This window comes from Planobispora rosea (assembly GCF_014648175.1).
Taxonomy (GTDB): domain Bacteria; phylum Actinomycetota; class Actinomycetes; order Streptosporangiales; family Streptosporangiaceae; genus Planobispora; species Planobispora rosea.
The window spans coordinates 1-23,468 of sequence record NZ_BMQP01000063.1; the positions used below are offsets into that span (position 1 = coordinate 1).

General features: G+C 73.9%; 22 protein-coding genes. 10 read left to right on the forward strand and 12 right to left on the reverse strand.

From position 1 onward, the window contains the following. A partial coding sequence (locus tag IEZ08_RS36475) for an aldo/keto reductase (protein ID WP_189243999.1) occupies positions 1-417 on the forward strand: 417 nt, incomplete at its 5' end. A gap of 198 nt (positions 418-615) precedes the next feature. Here IEZ08_RS36475 and IEZ08_RS36480 read toward each other — a convergent pair. Both IEZ08_RS36480 and IEZ08_RS36485 read right to left on the reverse strand, forming a co-directional pair. Beyond that, entirely contained in the window at positions 616-3,279 is a 2,664-nt protein-coding gene (locus tag IEZ08_RS36480) for a glycoside hydrolase family 3 protein (protein WP_068923353.1), read from the reverse strand. A 303-nt stretch (positions 3,280-3,582) separates the two neighbouring features. Beyond that, positions 3,583-5,187: an alpha-amylase family glycosyl hydrolase gene (locus tag IEZ08_RS36485; protein WP_189244000.1), complete on the reverse strand. Its 1,605-nt coding sequence runs from the start codon at positions 5,185-5,187 to the stop codon at positions 3,583-3,585. Between the two features lie 132 nt (positions 5,188-5,319). Here IEZ08_RS36485 and IEZ08_RS36490 point away from each other — a divergent pair, with 132 nt between their 5' ends. Beyond that, entirely contained in the window at positions 5,320-8,025 is a 2,706-nt protein-coding gene (locus IEZ08_RS36490; protein WP_189244001.1) for an MXAN_6230/SCO0854 family RING domain-containing protein, read from the forward strand. A gap of 43 nt (positions 8,026-8,068) precedes the next feature. Next, a complete protein-coding gene (locus tag IEZ08_RS36495; RefSeq protein WP_203863661.1) occupies positions 8,069-8,389 on the forward strand; it encodes a DUF6343 family protein in 321 nt (106 codons plus the stop codon). A 123-nt stretch (positions 8,390-8,512) separates the two neighbouring features. On the opposite strand, the gene IEZ08_RS36500 is transcribed toward IEZ08_RS36495, so the two are convergent. Genes IEZ08_RS36500 through IEZ08_RS36510 form a run of 3 tightly spaced genes read right to left on the reverse strand, consistent with a single transcriptional unit; the run spans position 8,513 to position 11,096 of the window. Continuing rightward, the gene (locus IEZ08_RS36500) at positions 8,513-9,676 is read right to left on the reverse strand and encodes an acetyl-CoA C-acetyltransferase (protein ID WP_189244002.1); all 1,164 of its coding nucleotides are present in this window, start codon (positions 9,674-9,676) and stop codon (positions 8,513-8,515) included. 11 nt (positions 9,677-9,687) lie between these two features. Next, complete coding sequence (locus IEZ08_RS36505; protein ID WP_189244003.1) at positions 9,688-10,305, reverse strand: TetR/AcrR family transcriptional regulator; 618 nt, start codon at positions 10,303-10,305, stop codon at positions 9,688-9,690. Positions 10,306-10,319: 14 nt separating this feature from the next. Then, complete coding sequence (locus IEZ08_RS36510) at positions 10,320-11,096, reverse strand: SDR family oxidoreductase (protein ID WP_189244004.1); 777 nt, start codon at positions 11,094-11,096, stop codon at positions 10,320-10,322. 97 nt (positions 11,097-11,193) lie between these two features. Between IEZ08_RS36510 and IEZ08_RS36515 the strand changes: the two genes are divergently transcribed. The 4 genes from IEZ08_RS36515 (at position 11,194) to IEZ08_RS36530 (ending at position 14,818) form a co-directional block, all read left to right on the forward strand. Continuing rightward, positions 11,194-12,324 carry an acyl-CoA dehydrogenase family protein gene (locus IEZ08_RS36515; RefSeq protein ID WP_189244005.1) on the forward strand — a complete coding sequence of 377 codons (1,131 nt, stop codon included), beginning with the start codon at positions 11,194-11,196 and terminating at the stop codon, positions 12,322-12,324. Then, on the forward strand, positions 12,321-13,361 hold the full coding sequence (locus tag IEZ08_RS36520) for an acyl-CoA dehydrogenase family protein (protein ID WP_068923345.1): 1,041 nt from the start codon (positions 12,321-12,323) through the stop codon (positions 13,359-13,361). Before IEZ08_RS36515 ends, IEZ08_RS36520 begins: the two co-directional genes overlap by 4 nt. Before the next feature lie 160 nt (positions 13,362-13,521). Beyond that, a complete protein-coding gene (locus IEZ08_RS36525) occupies positions 13,522-14,100 on the forward strand; it encodes an RNA polymerase sigma factor (RefSeq protein WP_189244006.1) in 579 nt (192 codons plus the stop codon). After that, entirely contained in the window at positions 14,093-14,818 is a 726-nt protein-coding gene (locus tag IEZ08_RS36530; protein WP_189244007.1) for a hypothetical protein, read from the forward strand. Before IEZ08_RS36525 ends, IEZ08_RS36530 begins: the two co-directional genes overlap by 8 nt. A 96-nt stretch (positions 14,819-14,914) precedes the next feature. On the opposite strand, the gene IEZ08_RS36535 is transcribed toward IEZ08_RS36530, so the two are convergent. From IEZ08_RS36535 to IEZ08_RS36550, 4 genes are all read right to left on the reverse strand, one after another. Continuing rightward, positions 14,915-15,982, reverse strand: a complete 1,068-nt coding sequence (locus IEZ08_RS36535; protein WP_189244008.1) for an NAD(P)H-dependent flavin oxidoreductase — start codon at positions 15,980-15,982, stop codon at positions 14,915-14,917. 85 nt (positions 15,983-16,067) lie between these two features. Then, on the reverse strand, positions 16,068-16,907 hold the full coding sequence (locus IEZ08_RS36540; RefSeq protein ID WP_229803915.1) for a CoA-transferase subunit beta: 840 nt from the start codon (positions 16,905-16,907) through the stop codon (positions 16,068-16,070). Further along, complete coding sequence (locus IEZ08_RS36545) at positions 16,904-17,824, reverse strand: CoA transferase subunit A (protein WP_268249397.1); 921 nt, start codon at positions 17,822-17,824, stop codon at positions 16,904-16,906. The genes IEZ08_RS36540 and IEZ08_RS36545 overlap by 4 nt, the downstream gene beginning before the upstream one ends. Next, on the reverse strand, positions 17,821-18,567 hold the full coding sequence (locus tag IEZ08_RS36550) for an enoyl-CoA hydratase family protein (protein ID WP_068923341.1): 747 nt from the start codon (positions 18,565-18,567) through the stop codon (positions 17,821-17,823). The genes IEZ08_RS36545 and IEZ08_RS36550 overlap by 4 nt, the downstream gene beginning before the upstream one ends. 112 nt (positions 18,568-18,679) lie before the next feature. On the opposite strand from IEZ08_RS36550, the gene IEZ08_RS36555 reads away from it, so the two are divergent. Further along, positions 18,680-19,447: an SDR family oxidoreductase gene (locus IEZ08_RS36555; protein WP_229803917.1), complete on the forward strand. Its 768-nt coding sequence runs from the start codon at positions 18,680-18,682 to the stop codon at positions 19,445-19,447. 55 nt (positions 19,448-19,502) lie between these two features. Then, positions 19,503-20,543, forward strand: a complete 1,041-nt coding sequence (locus tag IEZ08_RS36560) for a formylglycine-generating enzyme family protein (protein WP_189244009.1) — start codon at positions 19,503-19,505, stop codon at positions 20,541-20,543. A gap of 96 nt (positions 20,544-20,639) precedes the next feature. Here the strand turns inward: IEZ08_RS36560 and IEZ08_RS36565 are convergent, their stop codons facing one another. The 3 genes from IEZ08_RS36565 to IEZ08_RS36575 form a co-directional block, all read right to left on the reverse strand. Continuing rightward, the gene (locus tag IEZ08_RS36565) at positions 20,640-21,377 is read right to left on the reverse strand and encodes a lytic polysaccharide monooxygenase (protein WP_068923339.1); all 738 of its coding nucleotides are present in this window, start codon (positions 21,375-21,377) and stop codon (positions 20,640-20,642) included. Between the two features lie 89 nt (positions 21,378-21,466). Further along, positions 21,467-21,883: a TetR/AcrR family transcriptional regulator gene (locus tag IEZ08_RS36570; protein WP_203863663.1), complete on the reverse strand. Its 417-nt coding sequence runs from the start codon at positions 21,881-21,883 to the stop codon at positions 21,467-21,469. A gap of 8 nt (positions 21,884-21,891) precedes the next feature. Then, positions 21,892-22,773 carry an SDR family NAD(P)-dependent oxidoreductase gene (locus tag IEZ08_RS36575; protein ID WP_189244010.1) on the reverse strand — a complete coding sequence of 294 codons (882 nt, stop codon included), beginning with the start codon at positions 22,771-22,773 and terminating at the stop codon, positions 21,892-21,894. A gap of 206 nt (positions 22,774-22,979) precedes the next feature. Here IEZ08_RS36575 and IEZ08_RS36580 point away from each other — a divergent pair. Then, on the forward strand, positions 22,980-23,468 hold a 489-nt coding region (locus tag IEZ08_RS36580), incomplete at its 3' end, for an LLM class flavin-dependent oxidoreductase (protein ID WP_189244011.1).

A 23,468-nucleotide genomic window follows, 5' to 3' on the forward strand; every position in this document is an offset into this window, starting at 1 on the left:
GGGATGAGCGTGGCGGCCTGGGGACCGCTCGCCGGCGGCGTGCTGTCGGGGAAGTTCACCCGGCCGGGTGGCTCCGGGCCCGGCACGCGCGTCTCCCCCGAGTCCCTCGGGCCGCGCGACCACGCCGTCGCCCGGGCGGTCCAGGAGGTCGCCGACGAGCTGGGCGCCACCCCCTCCCAGGTGGCGATCGCCTGGACCCGGGCGCGTTCCCGGGCGGTCCACCCGATCGTCGGGGCCCGGAGCACCGAACAGCTCAAGGACAACCTGGGCGCGATCGACGTCGTCCTGCCCGAGGACGCCGTCGGGCGGCTGGAGGCGGCGGCGGAGTTCGCCGTGGGGTTTCCCGCCGACTTCATCGCCGAGACGAGTCCCTGGGTCTTCGGCGAGGCGTCCCAGAAGGTCGACGGACGGCCCTGACCGGCGGGAACACGGCCGGGGGCCGGAGGGGGTCGCCCCCGGCCCCCGGCCCCCGGCCGCCCCGATCCGGATCTCCGTGCTCCGCCCGCGTGTCCGCGGTCCGCGCGGTCGCCGGATCGGGACAGTCGTCAGGCCTGCGTCATCAGGTCGGGGCCGTCAGGTCGGGGCCGTCAGGTCGGGGCCGTCAGGTCAGGGTCGTCAGGTCAGGTCGGAACACTTCCTGGCGTCGGGGTCGGTGGCCGCCTTCGGAACCCAGCGGATGTTGGCGAACGACGCGGAGAACGCGCCCTCGGTGTAGACCAGGAACGGCGTGTTGACGTTCTCCATGTCGAGGCCCCCCTCCGCGAAACAGGCGATCGGGATCTTGACGGTCGCCTTCGTCCCGACCGGCAGTCCCGTGAACAGCGAGGTCGCGACGACCTCGGCGAAGCAGGGGTAGACGCAGTGGGCGCTGATGACGGTCCGCGCCGCCGGCGGCTGGTGCACGACGGTGTCGAAGACCAGGGCGGCGTCGGCGTTGAGGTAGCCGCGCAGGTCGGTGCCGCCCGCCGGGTTCTGGCTGTAGATCTGCGCGGGACCGGTCCCCGTCCACGTCGCCTTCAGGCCGTCCTGCTGCACGTTGACGTCGGACTGCACGACGCTGATCTCCGCGTGCGCGGCCGCGCCGTCCGGGCCGATCTCGGTGCCGCCCCAGTTCTCGGCGGATCCGATGTAGCTCTTGTACGGCGCGACGTCGACGCGGTTGAACAGCTCCAGGTCCTCGGTGGCCTCGCCGCCGCCGCCCGGAGTGCCGCAGGTGGTGGGCGCGGTCTCGTCGAGGGTGCCGACCGACCCGGTCTGGCCGTAACGCAGGCCGTACCCGAGCGGGAAGAGCGGGTCGTAACCCTCGTCACCCGCGTTGAGCGGCGACTGGCAGGCGGTCTTCGGCCAGGAGTACGGCAGCTTGCCGGTGTAGCCCTCGCGGTGCTTGCCGCGGACGAGCAGGTCGGCGACGCCGCCGCCCTCGGTGCCCGGCAGCCAGGCGACGACGAAGGCGTCGGAGCGGTTGAGCTCCTTGTTGACCCAGAGCGGACGGCCGGTGACGTAGACGGTGATCACGGGCTTGCCCTTGCCGGCGACCTTGTCGAGCACGGCGAGGTCACCCGGGTAGAGCCGGGCCGCCTCCAGCGTGCGCCGGGCCAGGTCGCCGACGCCCTCGGCGTACGGGGTCTCGCCGATCACCGCGATGACCGCGTCGTAGGCCGCGGGGTCGACGCCGTCGGCCGTCTCGCTGAAGGTGACGTTGGCCTCGCCGAGCGCCTCGCGCAGGCCGCCGAGGATCGTGGTGCCGCCCGGGAAGTCGGCGTTGGTGTTGCCGGTGCCCTGCCAGGTGAGGGTCCAGCCGCCCGTCTGGTTCTGCATGCTGTCGGCGCTCTTGCCGACCACGAGGACCTTGGACCCGGGGGCCAGCGGGAGCACCTTGCCGTTGTTCTTGAGCAGGACCTGCGACCTGCGGACGGCCTCCCGGGCGAGCCGCTCGGCCTCCAGCGCCTCGGCCGAGCCGGCGTGGCGGCGCTCGGAGGGCTTGCGCCCGTCGAGCACCCCGGCGCGCAGCTTCACGCGCAGGATGCGGGTGACCGCGTCGTCGATGCGGGCCATCGGGATCTCGCCGCTCTCGACCTGGGCGATCGTGTTGGCGATGAACGCCTTCCAGTCGTTGGGGACCATCACGATGTCGATGCCGGCGTTGATCGCCTGGGGGCAGCTGGCGTTGGTGCAGCCGGGGACCTGGCCGATGCCGTTCCAGTCGGAGACGACCAGGCCGTCGAAACCCATCTTCATCTTGAGGATGTCGGTGAGGGCGCGCTTGCTGCCGTGCAGCTTGCCCTCGGTGATGCCGAGTTCCTCGTTGGTCCAGCTGTTGAAGGAGACCATCACGGTCTGGGCTCCGGCGCCGAGCGCGCCGTAGTAGCCCTGGCCGTGCAGGTTGATCATCTCGGCCTCGGACGAAGGGTTGACGCCCTGGTCCACGCCCCTGAGGGTGCCGCCGTCGCCGATGAAGTGCTTGGCGGTGGCGATGACGCCGTCCGAGCCGATGCGGAACGGGCCCCTGCCCTGCAGGCCCTTGACGGCCTCGTAGCCGTAGGCGCGGGTGATCCGGGGGTCTTCGGAGAAGCCCTCGTAGGTACGGCCCCAGCGGTCGTCGCGGACGACGGCGAGGGTGGGGGCGAAGGCCCAGTCCTGGCCGGTGGCGCGGATCTGCTCGGCGGTGGCCGCGCTGACGTCCCGGACGAGGCACGGGTCCTGCGCGGCGCCCAGGCCGATGTTGTGCGGGAAGACCGTCGCGCCGTAGACGTTGTTGTTGCCGTGGACGGCGTCGATGCCCCAGATGACGGGGATCTTCGTCCTGGTGGAGACCGAGGCGTCCCAGTAGGCGTCGGCCAGGTCGAGCCAGGCCTGCGGTGAGGCGTGCTTGTCGCGGCCGGGCCAGGAGCCGCCGCCGTTGAGCACCGAGCCGATGCCGTACTGCTTGACCTCCTCGGGAGTGATCGCGGCGATCTCCGGCTGGGTCATCTGCCCGACCTTCTCGGCGAGGGTCATCCCGGCGAGGATCTTCTTGATCCGCCACTCGTCCACCGGGTTCTTCTTGATCCGGCTGCTGACCTTGGGCCAGTCGGCGAGGGTGGGCAGGTCCTTCTCGATGCGGGCGCAGCCCCGGGCGTCCAGCCGGGGCTGGCCGATCACCGGCTGCTTCCCGCCGGTCGCGGTCTCGGCGCTCGCGCCCGGGATTCCGGTGACGCCCGCGGCCAGGACGGCGAGGCTCGCCAGGACCGCGAGGCGGCTCCGGCGGCGGGTGCCCGATCGGGCGATGGGTCTGGTCATCGAGGGTCCGTTCTCGAGGTGCTGCGACGGTCATGGCGGTCCCCCGGAGTCCGCACTGTGCAGATCTTGACGCTGCACGAGAACCGAGTCAATAGATAACGGAGAGCGCTCTCTTAACGTCTCGGATGTTCTCCGGCAACCAAGGCATGGCGATAACCCATGATCATGACTGTTTTTCTTCGCTTCTCTCCCCGTCAGCGGGAGGCATGACACTCTTGACCTGCGACGTCAGCGAGAGCGCTCTCTGCCCTGTGGAGGACCGGGGCCCGCGGGTCGGGCGGGTGATCCCCGGGAGGGAGCGGCTCAGGAAAGCAGCCAGGCGGCGGTGTCGGGCGGGAGCAGGCCGGCACCGGTCAGCGGGCCGCTGGCCAGCAGGAGGCGGCCCGGCGGCAGCCGTACCGGATCGTCGCCCATCGCCAGGACCAGGGTGAACCGGCCGGCGCGGCCGGCCGTCAGCCGGCCGTCGCCGTCCACCGCCCACTCCACCGGGTCTCCGGCCGTCAGGACACCCTCGGCGTGCAGCCGCCGCCGCAGCCGGACGGCGGAGCGGCACAACCGCAGCGGCGAGGACGGGTCGGCCTCCTGCGCCTCCACCGAGAGCTCGCCCCACCCCGGCGGGACCGGCAGCCAGGGAGACGACGCGCCGGGCGGCGAGAACCCGTGGGCGCCGGCCGGGTCGCGCCGCCAGGGCAGCGGAACCCGGCAGCCGTCCCGGGAGACCCCCGACCTCGGCCACGCGGGGTCCCTGCGATCCTCGGGCGCCACGTTCACCTGGGGCAGGCCGAGCTCCTGCCCCTGGTACAGGTAGGCCGCGCCGGGCAGCCCGAGCACCGCCAGCAGGGCCGCCCGCGCCCGTGCCGCCCCTCGGGAGCGACCGTAGCGGCTCGCGCTGCGCACCACGTCGTGGTTGTCGACGACCCAGGTCACCGGTGCCTTGGGCGGGTCTCCGGCGAGCAGGGCGGTCCCGGCCGCCCGCCAGGCCTCCGCGTCCCAGGGGGCCACCAGGAACGCGAAGGCGAACGCCTGGTGCAGCTCGTCCGGCCGGGTGTAGCGGCCCGCCCGGCCGGGCTCCAGGTTGACCTCGCCGATCAGCGCCCGCGGCGGGTCGCAGGAGTCGGCGATGGCCCGCCAGCGGCGGTAGACGTCGTGCACCTCCTCGCGGTCGCAGGCCAGCGGGTTGGCCCGCAGCCGCATCGGCTCCAGGGCTCCGGCGTGTTCGAGGTCGGGCAGTCCTTCGGCCTTGAACAGCCCGTGCGCGACGTCGACGCGCAGCCCGTCCGCGCCCCGGCCGAACCAGAACCGCACGATCTCGTCGAAGAACGGAGCCGTGCGCGGGTCGCGCCAGTTCCAGTCGGGCTGCTCGGGGGCGTACAGATGGAGGTACCACTCTCCGGGCGATCCGTCGACCTCGGTCACCCGTGTCCAGGCGGGGCCGCCGAAGACGCTGGGCCAGTCGTTGGGCGGCGCGCCGCCGTCCGGTCCCCGGCCCGGGGCGAAGTGGAAGCGGGCGCGCTCCGGGCTGCCCGGACCGGCGGCCAGCGCCGCCCGGAACAGCGGGTGGGCGACGGAGCAGTGGTTCGGCACCAGGTCGACGATGACTCTGAGGCCCAGCCGCCGCGCCTCGGCGACGAGCGCGTCGAACCCGGCCATGCCCCCGAAGATCGGGTCCACGTCGCAGTAGTCGCTGACGTCGTAGCCGTGGTCGGCCTGCGGCGACCGCTGGATCGGGGTGAGCCAGACCGCCTGCGCGCCCAAGCCCGCGACGTGGCCGAGCCGCGCGGTGATCCCGGCGAGGTCGCCGACCCCGTCGCCGTCGGCGTCGGCGAACGACCGGGGGTAGATCTGGTAGACGACGGACTCGCGCCACCACTCCGCGGAGGCACCGACCGGGCGAGAAAGATGCGGCATATGAGCTGAATGCCCGCTACAGTCGTGGGCTAAGGGGCGGCTCCTGGACGTGCTTCCTTCTCCTCTCTCTGCAAAAGATACGTAGCGCGTCCGCTCTCCGCCCCTTCTGCTTTCCGGCGCGGGGGAGGTCCGATGACGTGGCTGGCCGAGACGCTGCTGCGGCGGCGCCGCCTCACCTCCCCGAGCCTGCTGCGCACCCTTCGCGCGCCGGACTCCCCCGGACCGGCGTCGCGCTGGTGGAAGGGGACGGGCGTCGCGGTCGCGCGCGGCCGGAAGGCCGGAGCCGGCGCCCCGCCCGATCCCGCCGAGGGCCTGCTGGCCCTGGAGGCCGACCTGCTGCGGCTGGGCTACCTGCTGTCCGCCCCGCTCCGCCGCCGTCTGGGCGAGTTGGACGGCGCCGGGCTGGCCGAGGCCGGCCGCGCCCTTCTGGAGGCCCTGGCGGCCGAGTACGGCGGCCACGTGGACCACGTCCCGCTGTTCCGCAGCTTCCCGGCGGGCGTCCCCGCCGACACCTTCGAGTTCTACGTGCGGCGGGTGTTCGCCCTGCTCCTGCAGGAGCCCGAGCAGCCGTGCGTGCTGTGCGGGCAGGTCCGCACCGTCCACCCGGTCTCGCCCTGCGCCCACCTGGTCTGCCGCGTCTGCTGGGACGGGGCCGACTTCAGCGCCTGCCCGATCTGCCACCGCCGCGTCGACCTCGACGACCCGTTCCTGCGGCCCGCCGACGACCCGGTTGCCGAGGCCGTCGCCAAGAACGCCCGGCAGGCGGGGCTTCCTGACCGGATGGTCCTGCTGCGGTTGTGCGAGGACCCGGCCGAGACCGCCCGCGAGCTGCTCCAGGAGCTGCTGGACCGGCAGACTCCGGCCCGCGCGGAGGACCGCGCCGCGATCGAGGCCCTGCTCGGCGACTTCTGGCCGCGCTCGGCGGACTGGCTGCCCGAGCGGATCCCGGTCCGGGAGACCCGTTCGCTGGTCCTGGCCACGGCCCTGTCGCGCGACGCCCACGGCGCCCGCGAGCTGCTGGAACGGCACACCGACACCGCGACGGACGTGCTCCGCCTGCTGTACGCCCTGATGGGCGGCGACCCCGGCATGCGCGCCCCGCTGCCCCGCCGCACCTGCCTGCCCCGGCCCGTACGGCGCGCGCTGCTGGACCGGATGGCCCGGATGCCCGTGCCGCGCGTGGTCGAGGACCTGCACCGCTACCCCGAGGCCTGGAAGCGCATGGCCGAGGGGCTGCACCCGTTCGAGCACCACCGCCGGCACCCGGACGTGGCGCTGGCCTTCGCCGTGCTGCGCGGCACCCGGCTGGACACCGGGACCCCGCTGGCCGGGGCGCTGCTCGCCCGCGCCGCCGCGCACCCCGGGGTCGTCCGGTTCGACGGCGTGCGGCTGCACCCGCTCACGTTCGCCGGCCGGGTGGAGGCGGCGCTGCGCGACGGCGACCACGCCGGGGCGCTCGACCTGCTCATGACACGCCCCGGCGAGCTGGTCCGGCGGATCGTGCACCTGTCCCGGCACATCCCGGCCGACCGGCTCGCCGCCGCGGTCGCCGAGGTCGCGCCGGAGGTCTCCCCCGGCGTGCTGATCTCCGCGCTCGGCCAGCTCCGCACGCCGCCCGGCGGCAGCCGGGTCTTCCTGCCGCGCGGTGGCACGGCCCGGATCTGGACCGAGCCCGACACCCGCCCGCCGGTCCCCGCGGAGGCCGTCACCGCGGTCTCGTCGGTCCTCATCGCCGAGATGCTGCGCCGCGCCGCGGCCCTGCCCGCGGTGGAGCGGGCGGTGCTGGACGAGGAGCTGACCGATCTCCTGGCGCCGGTCGCGGAGCGCTCGGCCTCCTCGTCCCTGGTACGGCTGCCGCGCGGCAGCGTCCGCCCGCTCCCCTCCGGCGGGCGGATCCGGCTGTTCCTGCACTGGGCCCAGCCCGCGGACCACCGGGTCGACCTGGACCTGTCGGTGGCGCTGTTCGACGAGCGCTGGGAGTTCACCGGCCTGTGCGACTACACCAACCTGGTCCTCGGCGACGACGCCGCCGTGCACTCCGGCGACCTCACCTCCGCTCCCGAGCCGCTGGGCGCCTCCGAGTTCGTCGACCTGGACGTCACGGCGATGCGCGCGATCGGCGGCCGCTACGCGGTCCCGGTCGTCTTCAGCTACAACGACGTCCCGTTCGACCGGCTCGTGCGGGGCTTCGCGGGGTTCATGGAAACGCCGCCCGGTGAGCTGTTCGACCCGCTCGCCGTACGGCAGCGCTTCGACCTGGCCGGACCCGCCAAGATCCTGGTGCCGCTCGTCGCCGACCTGTGGTCGCGCACGATGCGCTGGGCCGATCTCAACCTCTCCACCGACGGCGGCTTCAACGACCTGGACGAGCACCACGAGCAGCTCGCCCGGCTGGGCTCCGCGCTGGAGGACGTCTTCGGCCTCGGCGACCGCGTCACCCTGTGGGAGGTGGCCTGCTGGCATGCCGCCGCCCGGGCCGCCGCGGTCACCGTACGGCACCGCGACGGCACGGTCGGCCACTACCGGCGCGGCCCGGACGAGACGGCGGCCGCCTTCGCCGCCCGCCTCACCGCCCGCACGCTCCCGGACCACACATGGACGACACGTGAGGGGGCGGGCCTGGCGCTTCCGGACCGGGGAACGGATGCCGCCGGACAGCGGACGCCTCGCGAGGCGAGCTTCGCCGCGGTCATCGATGACGATCTCGACGTCGCCGAGGGAGCACAGGTCTACGCCCTGCACCCCGGCCGCCTCGACCCCGCCGGGATCCGGGCGCTCGACGCGCCCGGCCTGGTCGACCTGCTCTCCCCCGCGACTGATCCCGTCCCGGCCGCTTAACCGCCTCCGCGGGAGGTAGGTGTCCGGCGAGGAGGTGGACACTATGGAACGACACCATAAGATCTTGCACCGGAGACCGGCGGGACCGGCGGAGGACCTCTTCGCCCGCGCGCTGCGGAGGTGGCCGTGGTCGCAGTTCTCCCCGACCGCCGAGCCGCCGCGGAGCGCGCTCACCCTGCGGCTGGTGCTGGCGACCTTCGGCATGGCCGTCTGCGGCGTGTTCGCGGGCGTGGCCGTCATCATCGGCCGGCCGTTTCTGGCGATCGCGATGGCGGTGCTCACGGCCGTCGCCACTTTCGACATCGCGGTGATACTGCGCCACCGGGCCGCCCGGGGTCCCGGCGGTCGTGCGGACACCCCGTGACGGAATCCTCCCGGGGGCGTGTCCGGGGCGCGGGCGCCCGCGCCCCGGCGGACCGGCCGGCCGGGCCGCCGCGATCGGCACGGGCGGTACGGTCGGCATACGGGAATGAACGGGTGACCGCGTTCAGAGGCGTTCGATGACGGTGACGTTGGCCTGGCCGCCGCCCTCGCACATCGTCTGCAGGCCGTACCGGCCGCCGGTGCGCTCCAGCTCGTGCAGGAGCGAGGTCATCAACCGGGCCCCGGTGGCGCCGAGGGGATGGCCCAGGGCGATCGCGCCGCCGTTGGGGTTGACCTTCACCGGATCGGCGCCGGTCTCCTTCAGCCAGGCCAGCACGACCGGCGCGAACGCCTCGTTGATCTCCACCGCGTCCATGTCGCCGATCGACAGCCCGGCCTTCTTCAGCGCGTGGGCGGTGGCGGGGATCGGCGCCGACAACATCCGGATCGGGTCCTCGCCGCGCGCCGACAGGTGGTGGATCCGCGCGCGGGGCCGCAGGCCGTGGTCCCGTACGGCCCGCTCCGAGGCGATCAGCAGGGCCGCCGCGCCGTCGGAGATCTGCGAGGCCACCGCCGCGGTCAGCCGTCCCCCCTCGGCCAGGGGCTTCAGGGCGGCCATCCTCTCAGGGGAGGTGTCGCGGCGCGGCCCCTCGTCGTGCTCGACGCCCGCCAGGGGCACGATCTCGCGGGCGAAGCGTCCCTCGTCGATCGCCCGGATCGCCCGCCGGTGCGAGGCGTAGGCGAACTCCTCCATGGCCTCACGGGAGATGTCCCACCGCTCGGCGATCATCTCGGCGCCGCGGAACTGGGAGACCTCCTGCTCGCCGTACCGCTCCCGCCAGCCCCTGGAGCCGGCGAACGGGCTGTCGAAGCCGAGCGCCTGCCCGGCGGTCATCGCGTAGCCGATGGGGATCTGCGACATGCTCTGCACGCCCCCGGCGACCACCAGGTCGGCGGTCCCGGACAGCACGGCCTGCGCGGCGAAGTGCACCGCCTGCTGGGAGGAGCCGCACTGGCGGTCGACGGTGACTCCGGGCACCTCCTCGGGCAGCCCGGCGGCCAGCCAGCAGGTGCGGGCGATGTCCCCCGCCTGCGGGCCGACGGTGTCCACGCAGCCGAGGACCACGTCCTCCACCGCCGCCGGGTCGATCCCGGAGCGCTCCACCAGGGCGGTCAGCACGTGCGCGCCCAGGTCGGCGGGGTGCACGCCGGACAGGCCGCCGCCGCGCCTGCCCACGGGGGCGCGGACCGCCTCGACGATGTAGGCCTCGGGGGGTGAGAAGGACATCGGAAAACTCCCTAGGTTGCCAGGATCCCTTCCAGGACCATCGCGATGTACTGCCGGGCGATCTCGTCGGCGGACAGCGGGCCGTCGCCGCGGTACCAGCTCGCGGCCAGCCAGACGGTGTCACGGATGAACCGGTAGATCAGGCCGGTGTCCAGGTCGGCGCGGAACTCGCCGTTCAGGACGCCCCGGTCCAGGACCGACAGCCACATCTCCCGGAAGCGCCGCTGGGAGTCGAGCAGGTAGGAGAAGCGCGGTCCGGCCGCCAGGTGCTTGGACTCGTTCTGGTAGATCACGACCGCCGGGCGGTAGCGGTCGATCGTCCGGAAGGACTCGACGATCAGCTCGTGGAAGGTCTCCCGCGCGCCGAGGCCGGAGCCGAGCACCCGGTCGTAGGCGGCCCACATGTCGGTGAGGAACGTCGACAGGATCTCGTCGACCATCGACTCCTTGGAGTCGAAGTGGTAGTAGAGGCTGCCGCCGAGCATGCCCGCCGCGTCGGCCACCTCGCGGACCGTGGTGGCGGAGTATCCCCGCGACGCGAACACCTCCGCCGCCGTGGCGAGCAACTCGGCCCGGCGCTCGGCGCGGGCCGCGGCGGTGCTCTCGGAGTCTCGGCGTCGTGGGCTCATGGGGTGCGGACCTCTCAGGGGTGCTGGCTGGAGACGGAGACGACCTCTCCCGTCATGTACGAGGAGTAGTCGCTGGCCAGGAAGACGATAACGTTGGCCACCTCCCACGGCTCCGCGGCCCGCCCGAGCGCCTCCTTCGCGGTGAGCTCCGCCAGCAGTTCCTCGGTGGTCACCTTGGCCAGGTTCGGGTGCATGGCCAGCGAGGGGGCCACCGCGTTGATCCGCACGCCGTACGGCGCAGCCTCCAGGGCCGCGCACCTGGTCAGCGCCATGACCCCGGCCTTGGCCGCCGCGTAGTGGGCCTGCCCCTCCTGCGCCCTCCAGCCGAGCACCGAGGCGTTGTTGACGATCACGCCGCGGCCCCGGGGGCGCATGCGCGTCAGCGCGGCCCGGGTGCAGCGCATGGTGCCGTTGAGCGTGACGTCGATCACCCGGTGCCACTGCTCGTCGGTCATCTCGACGAGCGGCGTGCTGCCGCCCAGCCCGGCGTTGTTGACGACCACGTCGACCGGTCCCATCCGCTCCTCGGCGCCCGCGAACAGGCGCTGCACCTGCTCCTCGGAGGTCACGTCGCACGGCACCGCGGCCACCGCGCCGGCGCCGAACTCCTTCTCCAGGCCGGCCAGGCTCTCCCCCAGCCGCCGCTCGTGGGCATCGCTGATCACCACGCGGGCGCCCTCTTCGAGCATGCGGCGGGCGCAGGCGCCGCCGATGCCGGTGCCGGCGGCGGCGGTCACCACCGCGACCCGGCCGCGCAGCAGCCCGTGGCCCGGGACGTGGACCGGCCCCATGCCCGTTCCTCCCTCTCCTCGCCGAGCGTGACATGGTTTACTCTACCAAACAGTTGTTAGAAAGAATCCACAGCCCCGAGTACGAAGGCGGCCGCCGATGGACCTCGACCTGTCCCCCGTGGAGCCGTTCCGCGCCGAGGTCCGCGACTGGCTGCGCGCCCACGTCCCCGCCGCCCCCCTGCCCTCCCTGGAGACCGGGGAGGGCTTCGCCGCCCACCGCGCCTGGGAGCGCGAGCTGGCCTCGGCCCGGCTCTCCGTCGTCTCCTGGCCCGAGCGGTACGGCGGGCGGGACGCCACCCCGCTGGAGTGGCTGGTCTTCGAGGAGGAGTACTACGCCGCCGGAGCACCCGGCCGGGTCAGCCAGAACGGCATCAACCTGCTGGCGCCCACCCTCTTCCGGTACGGCACGCCCGAGCAGCTCGACCGCGTCCTGCCGCCGATGGCCTCCGGCGAGGTGATCTGGGCGCAGGCCTGGTCGGAGCCGGGGGCGGGCAGCGACCTGGCCGCGCTGCGCTCCACCGCGACCCGCGTCGGCGGCGGCTGGCTGCTGAACGGGCAGAAGACGTGGAGCTCGCGCGCGGCCTTCGCCGACCGGGGCTTCGGCCCGTTCCGCTCCGACCCGGAGGCCGGACGGCACCGGGGCCTGATCTACCTGATGTTCCCGCTGGAGGCCGAGGGCCTCACCCGGCGGCCGATCGGCCGCCTCGACGGCAAGCCCGCCTTCGCCGAGCTGTTCTTCGACGACGTGTTCGTGCCCGACGCCGACGTCATCGGCGAACCCGGCGAGGGCTGGCAGGTCGCGATGGGCACCACGGGCAGCGAACGGGGACTGACGCTGCGCAGCCCGGGCCGCTTCACGGCCGCCGCCGACCGGCTGGTCGGACTCTGGCGCGAGCGTGCCGACCCCGCCGACACCGCGTTGCGGGACCGGGTGGCCGACGCCTGGATCAGGGCCCGCGCCTACCGGTTGAAGGGGTTCGAGACCATCTCGCGCGCCGAGGACGCGGGCGCCGAGTCCAGCGTCAACAAGGTCTTCTGGTCCGAGCTGGACGTGGCGCTGCACGAGACCGCGCTCGACCTGCTGGGCCCGGACGGCGAGCTGGACGGCGACTGGCTGGAGGGCTACGTCTTCTCCCTGGCCGGGCCGATCTACGCCGGTACCAACGAGATCCAGCGCAACGTCATCGCCGAGCGCGTGCTCGGCCTGCCCAGGGAGGCGAAAGCGTGAAGTTCGTCCTCGACGCCGAGCAGCGGCTGTTCGGCGAGACCCTGAACAAGCTGCTGGCCGGGGCCGGGACGGCGGGCGCGGTCCGGGCGCGGGCCGCCGGGGATCCGGAGCCCGGCCGGGCCCTGTGGCGCTCGCTCGCCGGGGCGGGGGTCTTCGCGCTGGCGGTCCCCGAGGCGGCGGGCGGGGCGGGGCCGCTCCCGGTGGAGCTGGTGACCGCCTTCCACGAGCTGGGGCGGCACGCCGTACCCGGGCCGCTGGCCGAGACCGTCGCCGCCGCCGGACTGCTGGCCCGGCTCGACGCCGGCACCGGCCGGGGGTCCGGCCGGGGAGACGACGCCGGGGGGCTCGCCGCCGCGTGGCTGCCGCGGATCGCCGAGGGCACGGCCGTCGTCTCGCTCGCGCTGCCCCCGGCCGTGCCGTACGCGCTGGACGCCGACACCGCCGATCTCGTCCTGGTCGTGGACGGCGACGAGCTGCGCACGGCGGCCCCCGGGGCGGCCCTGACCTCGCTGGACCCGGCCCGGCGGCTGTTCCCGGTGGCCGCGGGCGCGGCGGAGGCGGGAACGGCACTGGCCTGCGGCCCGGCGGTGCGGGCGGCGGCCGCGGCGGCCTTCGACCTGGGCGCGCTGGCCTGCGCCGCCCAGCTGACCGGGGTGGGACGGCGGCTGCTGGAGGTCACGGTGGAGTACGCCATGACCCGGCGGCAGTTCGGGCGGCCGATCGGCTCGTTCCAGGCGGTCAAGCACCGGCTCGCCGACGTGCTCGTGGCCCTGGAGCACACCCGGCCGCTGGTCCACGGCGCGGCCCTGGCGTACGGCTCGCCGGACTTCCCCCGTGACGTGTCGGCCGCGAAGGCCGCGGCCTCGGACGCAGCCCACGCGGCGGCCGGGAGCGCCCTGCAGGTGCACGGCGCGATCGGCTACACCGACGAGTACGACCTGAGCCTGTGGATCCGCAAGGCCCGCGCCCTGCGCTCGGCCTGGGGCTCCCCCGCCGCGCACCGTTCGCGCGTGCTCTCCTGCCTGACGGGCGGCTGAGAGGACCCGCCCGGCGCCGCCACGCGCCTTCCGATGCCTTCCGGCGGCGGTATGCGACCGCCCGCAGGACGATCATCCCCGGGTGAGAGCGTCGCGCGTGAAAGCACTCCGCCCCTGCGGACAACAAGGAGTGTCAACGCCCCCGAACAAAGGAACACGCATGATCGCTCACCCTGGTTCCGGGCCGCAGGCCGGGGCCGGCGAGTGGTCGCCGCACGAGGATTTCAGCCGGGTCTTCGACGCTCACTTCGCCGAGATCCATCGCTACATCGCCCGGCGGCTGGACACCCAGACCGCTGACGACCTGGCGGCGGACACCTTCCTCATCGCCTTCCGCGACCGCGAGCGCTTCGATCCCGCCCGGGGCGGGATCCGCCCGTGGCTGTACGGGATCGCCACCAATCTCCTGGCCCGGCACCGCCGGGACGAGGTGCGCCGCTGGAGAGCGCTCAGCCGGACCGCGGCGGGCGACGACCAGGAGGGCCCGGAAGGCGCGGTGACGGCCAGGGTCAGCGCGCAGCAGGTGACGGGTCGCCTCGCGGGGGCCCTGGCCGGCCTCGCCAAGCGTGACCGCGACGTGGTCCTCCTCCTCGCCCTCGGCGATCTCAGCCATGCGGAGACGGCCGCCGCTCTCGGTGTCCCGTACGGGACCGTCGCGTCCCGGCTGAATCGGGCGCGCAACCAGCTGCGTAAGGCTCTGGGTGACGTGAACCCCCTGAAGGAGGCCCTCGATGGATGAGATCACCCTGCTGGGGAGGGCCGTTCCGGATGCGCCGCCTCCCTCGCCGCAGGCGGTGACCCGTGCCCGCGCCCGGCTGACCGCCGCGGAGCGGCGCCCGGCCGGTCACCGCCCGCCCGGACGAGGTTCCGGCTGGACGTGGGCGCTCGCCTGCGCCGCGGCGACGGCCGCCGTGACCCTCGCCGTGGTCTTCCTGGCCGGCGGCCCGGCGGCCCCGTCTCCGGTCACCCCTCCCACCGTTTCGTCCGCGCCGTCCGCGCCGTCCGTCGAACCCCCCGCCACCTACCAGGGACTCCGGATTCTCCGCTCGGAGACGTCGCAGAACACGGCAGCGAAGATCACGCTGAGGTTTCGTCCCACCAGTGCCAAGACCGCGATCGTGCTGCGCTGCTCCGAGCCGGGCTCGCTCGTCCTGGCCTCCGAGGCCCGTGACGACGGCCTGAGCGAGGCGTACGGCGTCTGCGGTCCCGACGGCACGCGCAGCCGCTTCGACGACAAGAGCTACGAGCCGGGCTGGACGAGCCGCACCCACACGGTCACGTTCTGGGTCTTCCCTCCGGACGCGCCGATCCTGTCGGGCCGTGACGCGCACGACTGCGACAGGGCCGCGTGCGGCGGCAAGTACAAGCTCAGCACGGAGAGCGCGGGCGCGATCGCCGCCCGGCTCGGCGAGCGTCCCCAGCCGTGGTCGGTCACCGTCTACGACTCTCCCCGGTGAGACCCGTCCCGTGAGCCGCGCGGGCCCGCACGGGGATCCGTCCCCCGCGCGGGCCCGGTGTGCCGCGTCGGCTGCGCTCCGGCCCCGGGGAGCCGGTCAGGCGGGTGCGAGGTGGGTGCTCAGGCCGCGCAGGGTCTCGGCGGCGCGGGTGACGACGGCGTCGATCAGCTCCTCGCACGAGGGCAGGTCCTCGATGAGCGCCACCACCTGCCCGGAGGCCATCACCCCCAGGTCCGGGCGGCCGTCCACCATCGCCGCCTTGAGCAGCATGGGCGTGTTGGCCGCCATCAGCACCTGGGACCAGGTGAGCTCCTTGCCGTGTTTCATGGACAGTCCGTCGCGGATCATCTCCGGCCAGGACATGCCGGAGATCTTCCTGAAGCGGGCGGCGTTGCGCACCGCGCGGGCCAGCCTGGACAGGCGGCCCGCGCGTTCCAGCCCGTCCACCAGCGGTGTGCGCAGCACCCGGTGCGGCATGCCGTCCACCTGGCGGGTGACCACGGTCTCCGACGTGCCGAGGTAGAGCCGCTTGACCGCGTCCGGGACCGAGCTGTCGGAGGTCAGCAGGAACCTGGTGCCCATGGCCACGCCCGCCGCGCCGTACGCCAGCGCCGCGGCCAGGCCCCGCCCGTCGAAGAACCCTCCGGCGGCGATCACCGGGATGCCGACCGCGTCCACGACCTGGGGAAGCAGCAGTGTGGTGGCGACCGCCCCGGTGTGGCCGCCTCCCTCGCCGCCCTGGACCAGTACCGCGTCGGCGCCCCAGGCCGCGACCTTCTCGGCGTGCCGCCGCGCCCCGACCGACGGGATCACCACGACTCCGGCGTCCTTCAGCCTGGCGATCAGCTCCTGGCGGGGGGCCAGGGCGAACGAGGCGACCCGCACCCCGTTCTTGATCAGCAGATCGACGCGGTCGCCCGCGTCCGAGGCGTCGGCGCGCAGGTTCACCCCGAAGGGCGCCTCGGTGCGCGAGCGGACCTCCCCGATGGCGGCGGCGAGCTGGTCCAGGGTCATGGTGGCCGAGGCCAGGATGCCCAGGCCTCCGGCCTCGGCCACCGCGGAGACCAGCCGGGGGCCCGCCACCCAGCCCATCCCGGTCTGCACGACCGGGTGGCGCACCCCGGTCAGGCGGGTCAGCGGCGTGTCCAGCATCTGCTCGATCATCTCCGGGCCTCCCCGCCGTACGGGGCCTCCGGGCCGTGCGCCCGCCGGGTCATGCCCGCATCTGCGGACCGGGCGGATCTCCGCGTCACGCCCGCACCTCCCGGTCGCGCAGGCCGCCGACGTCGAGCACCTCGCGGATCAGCCGCAGTTCCGCCGACGTGGGCGGGCGGGTCCGCGGAACCTCACCGCCGGTCGCGGGCTCCGCGAGTCCGTGGAGCGGGAAGCCGGTGGCGGCCACGATCTCCTCGACCTCCACTCCGGGGTGGACCGAGACCAGCCGCATCGACCCGTCCGGGGTGCGGAAGTCGAACACGCCCAGGTCGGTCACCACCCGGCGCAGGTCGTGGAAGCGGGAGGCCCGCGGGCCCAGCCGCGCCGCCCGGTCGGTGCCGAGGCCGCTGGCCACGTCCACCTCGGGCACGAACACCCGGGTGGAGTGCCGGGGGATCCAGTAGCTGGTCGGGTTGCAGATCGTGTTGCCGGGGGCGCCGCGCACGCCGAGCAGCTGCGAGGCCGGGCGCTCCCACGCGCCGACCGCCGAGATGTTGGTGTTGCCGTACCGGTCGATCTGCGAGGCGCCCATCATCACGTGCCGCCGCCCGTTCTGCACCAGCCACAGGTGGTCGCGGAACGGCAGCCACCCCTCGGCCGGGCCCGCGGGCGCGCCGAGCGGCACAGGCTCGGCGGTGAGCAGCGCGCCGCCGTCGGTGGTCAGCAGGCCGGGCTCGAAGGTGAGCCGGGCCAGCCGGGCGCCCAGAATCGAGCAGGTGCCCATGGCCGCGGCCAGGATCTCGCCGTCCCCGCGCCAGGCCTCGGCGCAGGCCACCACGCAGATCTCCGCCCGGGTCGCGTCCGCCTGAACCGCCTCCGCCTGAACCGCCTCCGCCGGACCCGCCCCCGTCCCGCCCGCGCCGGTCGCGCTCATCTCGTCCCCTCCCCGCGCTCGCGCTCCTCGTGCCAGCGCCGTACGGCCTCCCGGTAGGCGGCCTCGTCCCCGGACAGGAACCGCCCGGCGAACGCCGCCCACGCCTGCGGGTCGGCCGCCGAGGTCGCGTAGTGCCGCTGGAACGCCTCGTCGCGGCCGAGGTCCGGGCCGCAGTCGGTGAAGTGGCCGCCGCCCGGCGTCTCCACCACCCCGGCGACGTGCATGCGGCTGATCAGCAGGCTCTGCGGCGGGCCGCCCAGCTTGCCGGGGTCCACCAGGCGCTCGCAGCTGACGTAGCAGCGGGTGGCGGCCTTGGCGAACAGGTCGTCCAGGTAGGGGTCGGGGCCGAGGTACTGGCCGTTGCCGCGGGTGTCGGCCCGGTCCATGTGGACCAGCGCCGCGTCCAGGGTCAGCGCGGGCACCGCGACCAGTTCCTCGGCCTCCTCCCCCGCGGGGCCGTACGGCGAGCGGACGGTGCGCAGGCCCGGGTTGACCCGCATGACGTCCGATCCGAGCCCGGCGCGGGTCGGCAGGAACGGCAGCCGGTGCGCGGCGGCGAGCAGGCCGAACATGAACATGCCCTCGTCGTACTCGGTGAGCTCGATCGCCCCGCGCTGCCGGGCGGCCCGGAAGTGCGGCTCCAGGGGGACCGAGTCGAGCGTCGCGAACGGGGCGACCAGCCTGCGGACCTTGCCCGCGGCGCAGAGCAGGCCGACGTCGGGCCCGCCGTACGAGACGACCGTCAGATCCTCCAGCGCGGAGCGGTAGATCGCCCGGACCAGGGCCATCGGCTTGCGCCGCGAGCCCCAGCCGCCGATCCCGATCGTCATGCCGCTCTCCAGCGAGCCGACGATCTCCTCCACCGTGGTCACCTTCGGGCCCGCCGGGGCCGTGCTCACCTGCGCCACGGGCGTCACGCCCCCTCGGCGACGAAGGCGTCGCGGTGCCGGTCGCCCGCGCCCATCAGGTTGAGCTCGAAGGTGAAGCCCTGCTCGAAGCGGTAGCTGCGGTTGACGTCGACCGGGTCGATGCCGTTCAGCGACTCCTTGGCGCGCCGGATGACGTAGGGGTCCTTGGCCGCGATCTGGACCGCGACCGCCAGGGCGGTCTCGCGGAGCCGGTCGGCGGGCACGACCTCCAGCACCGAGCCGAAGGCGTGCAGCTCGGCGGCGGTGACGGTGCGGCAGGTGTAGACCATGGCGCGCATCAGGTGCTGGGGGACGAGGCGGGACAGGTGGGTGGCCGCCCCGAGCGCGCCCCGCTCCACCTCGGGCAGGCCGAAGTAGGCGTCCTCGGCGGCGACCACGATGTCGGCGTTGCCGGCCAGGCCGACGCCGCCGCCCAGGCAGAACCCGTGCACGGCCGCGATCACCGGGACCTCGCACTCGTAGACGGCCGCGAACGCCGCGTGGCAGCCGCGGTTCGCCCCCACCAGCGCCTCGAACCCGGCACTGGCCTGCATCTCCTTGATGTCCACCCCGGCGTTGAAGCCCCGGCCCTCGGCCCGCAGCACCACGGCGCGGGTCTCGGGGTCGCGCCCGGCCTCCCGTACGGCCCGCGCCAGGTCGAACCAGCCCCGCACGGGCAGCGCGTTGACCGGGGGCACGTCCATGACGACTTCGGCGACGCCGTCGCCGTGGTTCCCGGTGGAGATTCCCATGCGATACCTTTCCACCAAACATTTGTTAGAAAGTACGGTAGCAGAAGGGAGGTCGCCGATGAACGCGGAGACGAATGCGCCGACAAACCCGGTGAACCGGGCGAATCCGGCGATGGACTTCACCGGACGGGCCGTGCTGGTCACCGGCGGGACCAAGGGCATCGGGTTCGTGATCGCCGAGCGGTTCCTGGCGGCGGGCGCCGAGGTGGTCGTCTGCGGGCGCACCGAGCCCGCGGACCTGCCCGGCGCCCTGCCCCGGGGCGGCGGCCGGAACGCCCGGTTCGCCGCCGCCGACATCCGGGACGCCGGCGCCGCCGCCGCGCTGGTGGAGCACGCGGCCGGCCTCCTCGGCCGGCTCGACGTGCTCGTCAACAACGCCGGGGGCTCGCCCTCGGCGGACGCGGCGACGGTGTCCCCGCGCTTCGTCGAGAGGATCGTGAGCCTGAACCTGCTCGCCCCGTTCTACGTGTCGCAGGCGGCCAACACGATCATGCAGGGTCAGGAGACCGGCGGCGCGATCGTCAACATCGGCAGCGTCTCCGCCCACGACCCGCAGCCGGGCACCGCGGCCTACTCCGCCGCCAAGGCCGGGCTGCTGACGCTCACCCGGGCGCTGGCCCTCGAATGGTCCCCCAAAGTACGGGTCAACCACATCACCGCCGGGCTCGTCCGGACCGGGGCGGCGGCGTCCGTCTACGGCCCGGACGGCGGCGCCGCCCTCGCGGACCTGATCCCGATGGGCCGGATGGCGGCCCCCGGCGACGTGGCGAACGCGTGCCTGTACCTGGCCGGCGACCTGTCGTCCTACGTCACCGGCGCGGATCTCGCCGTCCACGGCGGCGGCGAGGTCCCGGCCCGCTACCTCGCGACACGCCGCTGAGCCGGGCGGCCCGCCCGGCGGCTCCGGGCGGAGACATCACAGCGGAAGGAGCGGGATGAGCAGCCGACCGGCGTGTTGCGCCCCCGGCGGCGGCCGGGACGGCGAGGGGGGTCGCCGTCCCCGCCCCGCGGCGGTTCCCGGAATCGTCTCCCCGCCGGGCCCCGGGACGGCCCCGGCGGACTCCAGGCCCCCGGCGGGCTCCACGGCCCCGGCGGGCTCCACGGTCCCGGCGGACGTCCCGCCCGCGCACGAGGACGTCGCGCTGCCCGGTGGCGTGTTCGCGATGGGCGACACGTTCGGCGAGGGGTACCCGGCCGACGGCGAGAGCCCGGTGCACGCCGTACGGCTCGCGCCCTTCCGGATCGACGTGACCGCGGTGACGGTCCGGCGCTTCGCGGCGTTCGTCGCGGCGACCGGCCACCGGACCGATGCGGAGATCCACGGCTCGTCGGCGGTCTTCCACCAGGCGCTCGCCGCCGAGCGCGCCGACGTCCTCGGCGCGGTGGCGGGCGCTGCCTGGTGGCTGGTGGTGCGCGGCGCCGACTGGCGCCGTCCGTACGGGCCGCTGTCGGACGTGACCGGGCTGCAGGACCATCCGGTGGTCCACGTGTCCTGGCACGACGCCCTGGCCTACTGCGCCTGGGCGGGCCGGCGGCTGCCGACCGAGGCCGAGTGGGAGTACGCCGCGCGGGGCGGCCTGGAGGGCCGCCGGTTCCCCTGGGGCGACGGACCGGTCCAGGACGGCCGCTGGATGTGCAATGTCTGGCAGGGACGCTTCCCCCGGCGCAACACCGGCGAGGACGGATGGCTCGCCACCGCCCCGGTGCGTTCCTACCCCCCCAACGGCTTCGGCCTGTACGAGGTCGCCGGCAACGTCTGGGAGTGGTGCGCCGACTGGTTCTCCCCCGGCTACTACGCTCGATCGCCGGAGAACGACCCCCGGGGTCCCGAGTCGGGCGGGCGGCGCGTCATGCGCGGCGGCTCCTACCTGTGCCATCCCTCCTACTGCCACCGCTACCGGGTCGCCGCCCGTTCGTCGAACACCCCCGAGTCGAGCAGCGGAAACTGCGGGTTCCGTACGGTGGCCACCGGCTGACCGGGACCGCGGCGCCGTCTCCCGCCCGGCCCGCAGACGCCCGCCCCGCAGACGCCGTCCCGGGGCGGGCGCCTCACCGCCTCCCTTCCTTCCGTGTCAGAGCCGCTGCCAGAGCGCCGGGACGTTCGGCGGCTCCCAGCCGGTCGCGGACGTGTGCGCCTGCAGGCACCGGTAACTCGCGCCCGCGTAGGTGACCTGGGCGCCCACCGCGTACGCGGTCCCCGCGCGCCAGGTTCCCGAGGGGGCGGTCGAGGTCGGGGTGGGGGTGGGCGTCCGGGTCGGGGTCACGGTCGGCGTGGGGGTCGGTGTGGGGTTCGGGTTGCCGCCGCCGATCTGCAGGTCGACGCAGGAGTAGAAGGCCATGGCGGTGTCGGCGATGTTCCAGATGGCCAGGACCTTCTGCCGGCCGCTGTAGCCGGCGAGGCTCACGTTGTGCGACACCGTCGCACCGGGCTGCCTGCCGTTGTCGTTGAAGAGCGCGATGCGGGTGTTGCCGATGTAGTACTCCCAGGTGCTGGTCGCGTGCCGGGCGGTGAGCACCCAGTTGAACGTGACGCTGGCGCCGACCGAGGTGGCGGGCCAGGGCTTGCTCTCATCGCTCAGCTGGGCGAACCGGGCGACCCCGCCGTGGCAGCTGCGCTGGCCCTTGGGCCCCTCCACGCTCTGGGGCTCGTAGATGATGTCGCCGCAGTTGGGGACCTTGCCCTGGGCGCAGAACGCCTGGCGGCTCGGCGGCGACGAGACGTATCCGTGGGCCGAGGCGGGTGAGGCGGTGAGCACCGTGGCCCCGAAGGTCATCAACGCCACCGCGACGAGCATGATCGTTTTTCGCACGTCCTACTCCTTCTGCTGGGGGGTTGATAGAAATGTAAAAGAAAGTTTCCTAACAGTAAATGGCGGCGTGACTTTTCTGTCACCTGCTGTCAAGAAGGGGATGGCAGCGCCCCCGCTCGCCGCACGGCGCCCCTACCCGCCGCGGACCGCCCGCCAGATGCGCTCGGGAAGCAGGCGGGCCGCCGCTTCCAGATCCACTCCGGGGCCCGTCCCCGGCCCGCGGTCCGCTTGGCCCGCGCGATGTCCTCCGCGTGCGCCGGGAGGAAGGCCGCATAGGCCGAGGCGTGGATGAAGTGCGCCAGCAGGCCGGCCAGGCAGCGGGCGTAGAGGGCCGCGGCGAGCCCGTCGAAACTACCGAAGTGGTGGTAGAGGCTGCCGCTGCTGACGCCGGTCCTGGCGATCAGCGCCGCCATCGTGAACCCGCCGGGATCCTCCGCGTGGAGGTCGAGCGCCGCCGCGAGAAGCCGGTCGACGGTCACCTCGCCCCGCCGGCGTTTCGGTGACATCCCGCGGTTCAGCGACGGACCGGCGGCGGTGTCCGCTCCAGGCCCGCCAGTTCCAGCGCCTGCCCCCAGAGCCGCTCCGCCAGTTCCGGATCGGCGGCGACCGGGGCGACCTCCTCCTCCTGCTCCAGGTTGAAGTAGCGCCCCGTCCGCCCGGCGAGCTCCTCGTCCAGGGCCAGCCGGACGACGGGCCGGGCCCCGGCCTCCGGGCTCTTCCACAGCAGTTTCACGATCTTGAGCAGGTAGCCCACCGGCCCGCCACGGTCCCCGAGGCCGGTACGGATCACTCCGGGGTGCACGGCGTTGACCGTCACTCCGGAGTCCCGCCACCGCTCGGCGAACCTCGGCAGGAGCAGCAGGTTGCACAGCTTGGTGTCGGCGTAGGTCCGTACGGGATGGAAGTCCAGACCGGCGGGCGTACGGTCGAGATCGACCCGCCCCTTGACGTACAGCCCGGCGCCGACCTGCACGACCCTCGCCCGCGAGGAGACGAGCAGCGGCTCCAGCTCGTGGTTGAGCAGGAACGGCGCCAGATGGTTGACGGCGAAGGCCTGCTCCAGCCCGTCCTCGGTGAGCGTGCGGCGGCTCGGCCACAGGCCGGCGTTGTGGATCAGTACGTCGATGCGGGGGCACGCCTCGCGGAGCGCCTCGGCGGTCGCGCGCACCGCCCGGACGCCGGACAGGTCTCCCACGACGAGGCGCGGGCCGGGTGTCCCGGGAGCGGTGAGCGCGGACTGCGCCGCCCGGCCCCGGTCCCTGTCGCGGGCGACCAGCACCACGTCGCAGCCGTCACTCAGCAGTTCCGCCGCGACGGCGTATCCGATGCCCCGGTTGCCGCCCGTCACCACGACCGTCGGGGAGGGGTCCGGCCGGCCTGCACGCGTCGTTTCCATGCGGGGAGTGTAGGGAAGACTAGAGAGGTTCTCTAGAGCGTCACTCCATTTTCTCGGCGGCGCCCTCCGTCGCACCGGACGCGACGTCACGAGGGCCACCCCCTGATCCACTCCCCGCGGCCCCGGGTAGACCCTGATGAAACAGGCGCAACCCCCGACCTGTCAGATGTAGTTGAAATTTAAACGCAAGGGGTAGGGTGAGCACCATGCAGTTCGGGATCTTCACGGTCGGCGACGTCACCCCCGACCCCACCACGGGCAGGACGCCGACCGAGCACGAGCGCATCGAGGCGATGGTGACCATCGCGCTCAAGGCCGAGGAGGTCGGCCTCGACGTCTTCGCCACCGGGGAGCACCACAACCCGCCCTTCGTCCCGTCCTCGCCGACGACCATGCTCGGCTACATCGCCGCGCGGACCGAACGGCTCATCCTCTCCACCGCGACCACGCTGATCACCACCAACGACCCGGTGAAGATCGCCGAGGACTACGCCATGCTCCAGCACCTGGCCGGCGGGCGCGTCGACCTCATGCTGGGCCGCGGCAACACCGCGCCCGTCTATCCCTGGTTCGGCCAGGACATCCGCAACGGCATCCCGCTGGCCGTCGAGAACTACGCGCTGCTGCACAAACTGTGGCGCGAGGACGTGGTCGACTGGCAGGGCCGCTTCCGCACACCCCTGCAGGGCTTCACC

Bases quoted from the DNA above. Each gene is read 5' to 3' on its own strand.
- IEZ08_RS36510 (WP_189244004.1), bottom strand. From the start codon at position 11,096: ATGGGGCCGGTCCACGTCCCGGGCCACGGGCTGCTGCGCGGCCGGGTC.
- IEZ08_RS36485 (WP_189244000.1), bottom strand. From the start codon at position 5,187: ATGCCGCATCTTTCTCGCCCGGTCGGTGCCTCCGCGGAGTGGTGGCGC.
- IEZ08_RS36495 (WP_203863661.1), top strand. From the start codon at position 8,069: ATGGAACGACACCATAAGATCTTGCACCGGAGACCGGCGGGACCGGCG.
- IEZ08_RS36505 (WP_189244003.1), bottom strand. From the start codon at position 10,305: ATGAGCCCACGACGCCGAGACTCCGAGAGCACCGCCGCGGCCCGCGCC.
- IEZ08_RS36550 (WP_068923341.1), bottom strand. From the start codon at position 18,567: ATGGGAATCTCCACCGGGAACCACGGCGACGGCGTCGCCGAAGTCGTC.
- IEZ08_RS36570 (WP_203863663.1), bottom strand. From the start codon at position 21,883: ATGTCACCGAAACGCCGGCGGGGCGAGGTGACCGTCGACCGGCTTCTC.
- IEZ08_RS36575 (WP_189244010.1), bottom strand. From the start codon at position 22,773: ATGGAAACGACGCGTGCAGGCCGGCCGGACCCCTCCCCGACGGTCGTG.
- IEZ08_RS36515 (WP_189244005.1), top strand. From the start codon at position 11,194: ATGGACCTCGACCTGTCCCCCGTGGAGCCGTTCCGCGCCGAGGTCCGC.
- IEZ08_RS36555 (WP_229803917.1), top strand. From the start codon at position 18,680: ATGGACTTCACCGGACGGGCCGTGCTGGTCACCGGCGGGACCAAGGGC.
- IEZ08_RS36560 (WP_189244009.1), top strand. From the start codon at position 19,503: ATGAGCAGCCGACCGGCGTGTTGCGCCCCCGGCGGCGGCCGGGACGGC.
- IEZ08_RS36525 (WP_189244006.1), top strand. From the start codon at position 13,522: ATGATCGCTCACCCTGGTTCCGGGCCGCAGGCCGGGGCCGGCGAGTGG.
- IEZ08_RS36480 (WP_068923353.1), bottom strand. From the start codon at position 3,279: ATGACCAGACCCATCGCCCGATCGGGCACCCGCCGCCGGAGCCGCCTC.
- IEZ08_RS36540 (WP_229803915.1), bottom strand. From the start codon at position 16,907: ATGAGCGCGACCGGCGCGGGCGGGACGGGGGCGGGTCCGGCGGAGGCG.
- IEZ08_RS36490 (WP_189244001.1), top strand. From the start codon at position 5,320: ATGACGTGGCTGGCCGAGACGCTGCTGCGGCGGCGCCGCCTCACCTCC.
- IEZ08_RS36530 (WP_189244007.1), top strand. From the start codon at position 14,093: ATGGATGAGATCACCCTGCTGGGGAGGGCCGTTCCGGATGCGCCGCCT.
- IEZ08_RS36500 (WP_189244002.1), bottom strand. From the start codon at position 9,676: ATGTCCTTCTCACCCCCCGAGGCCTACATCGTCGAGGCGGTCCGCGCC.
- IEZ08_RS36535 (WP_189244008.1), bottom strand. From the start codon at position 15,982: ATGATCGAGCAGATGCTGGACACGCCGCTGACCCGCCTGACCGGGGTG.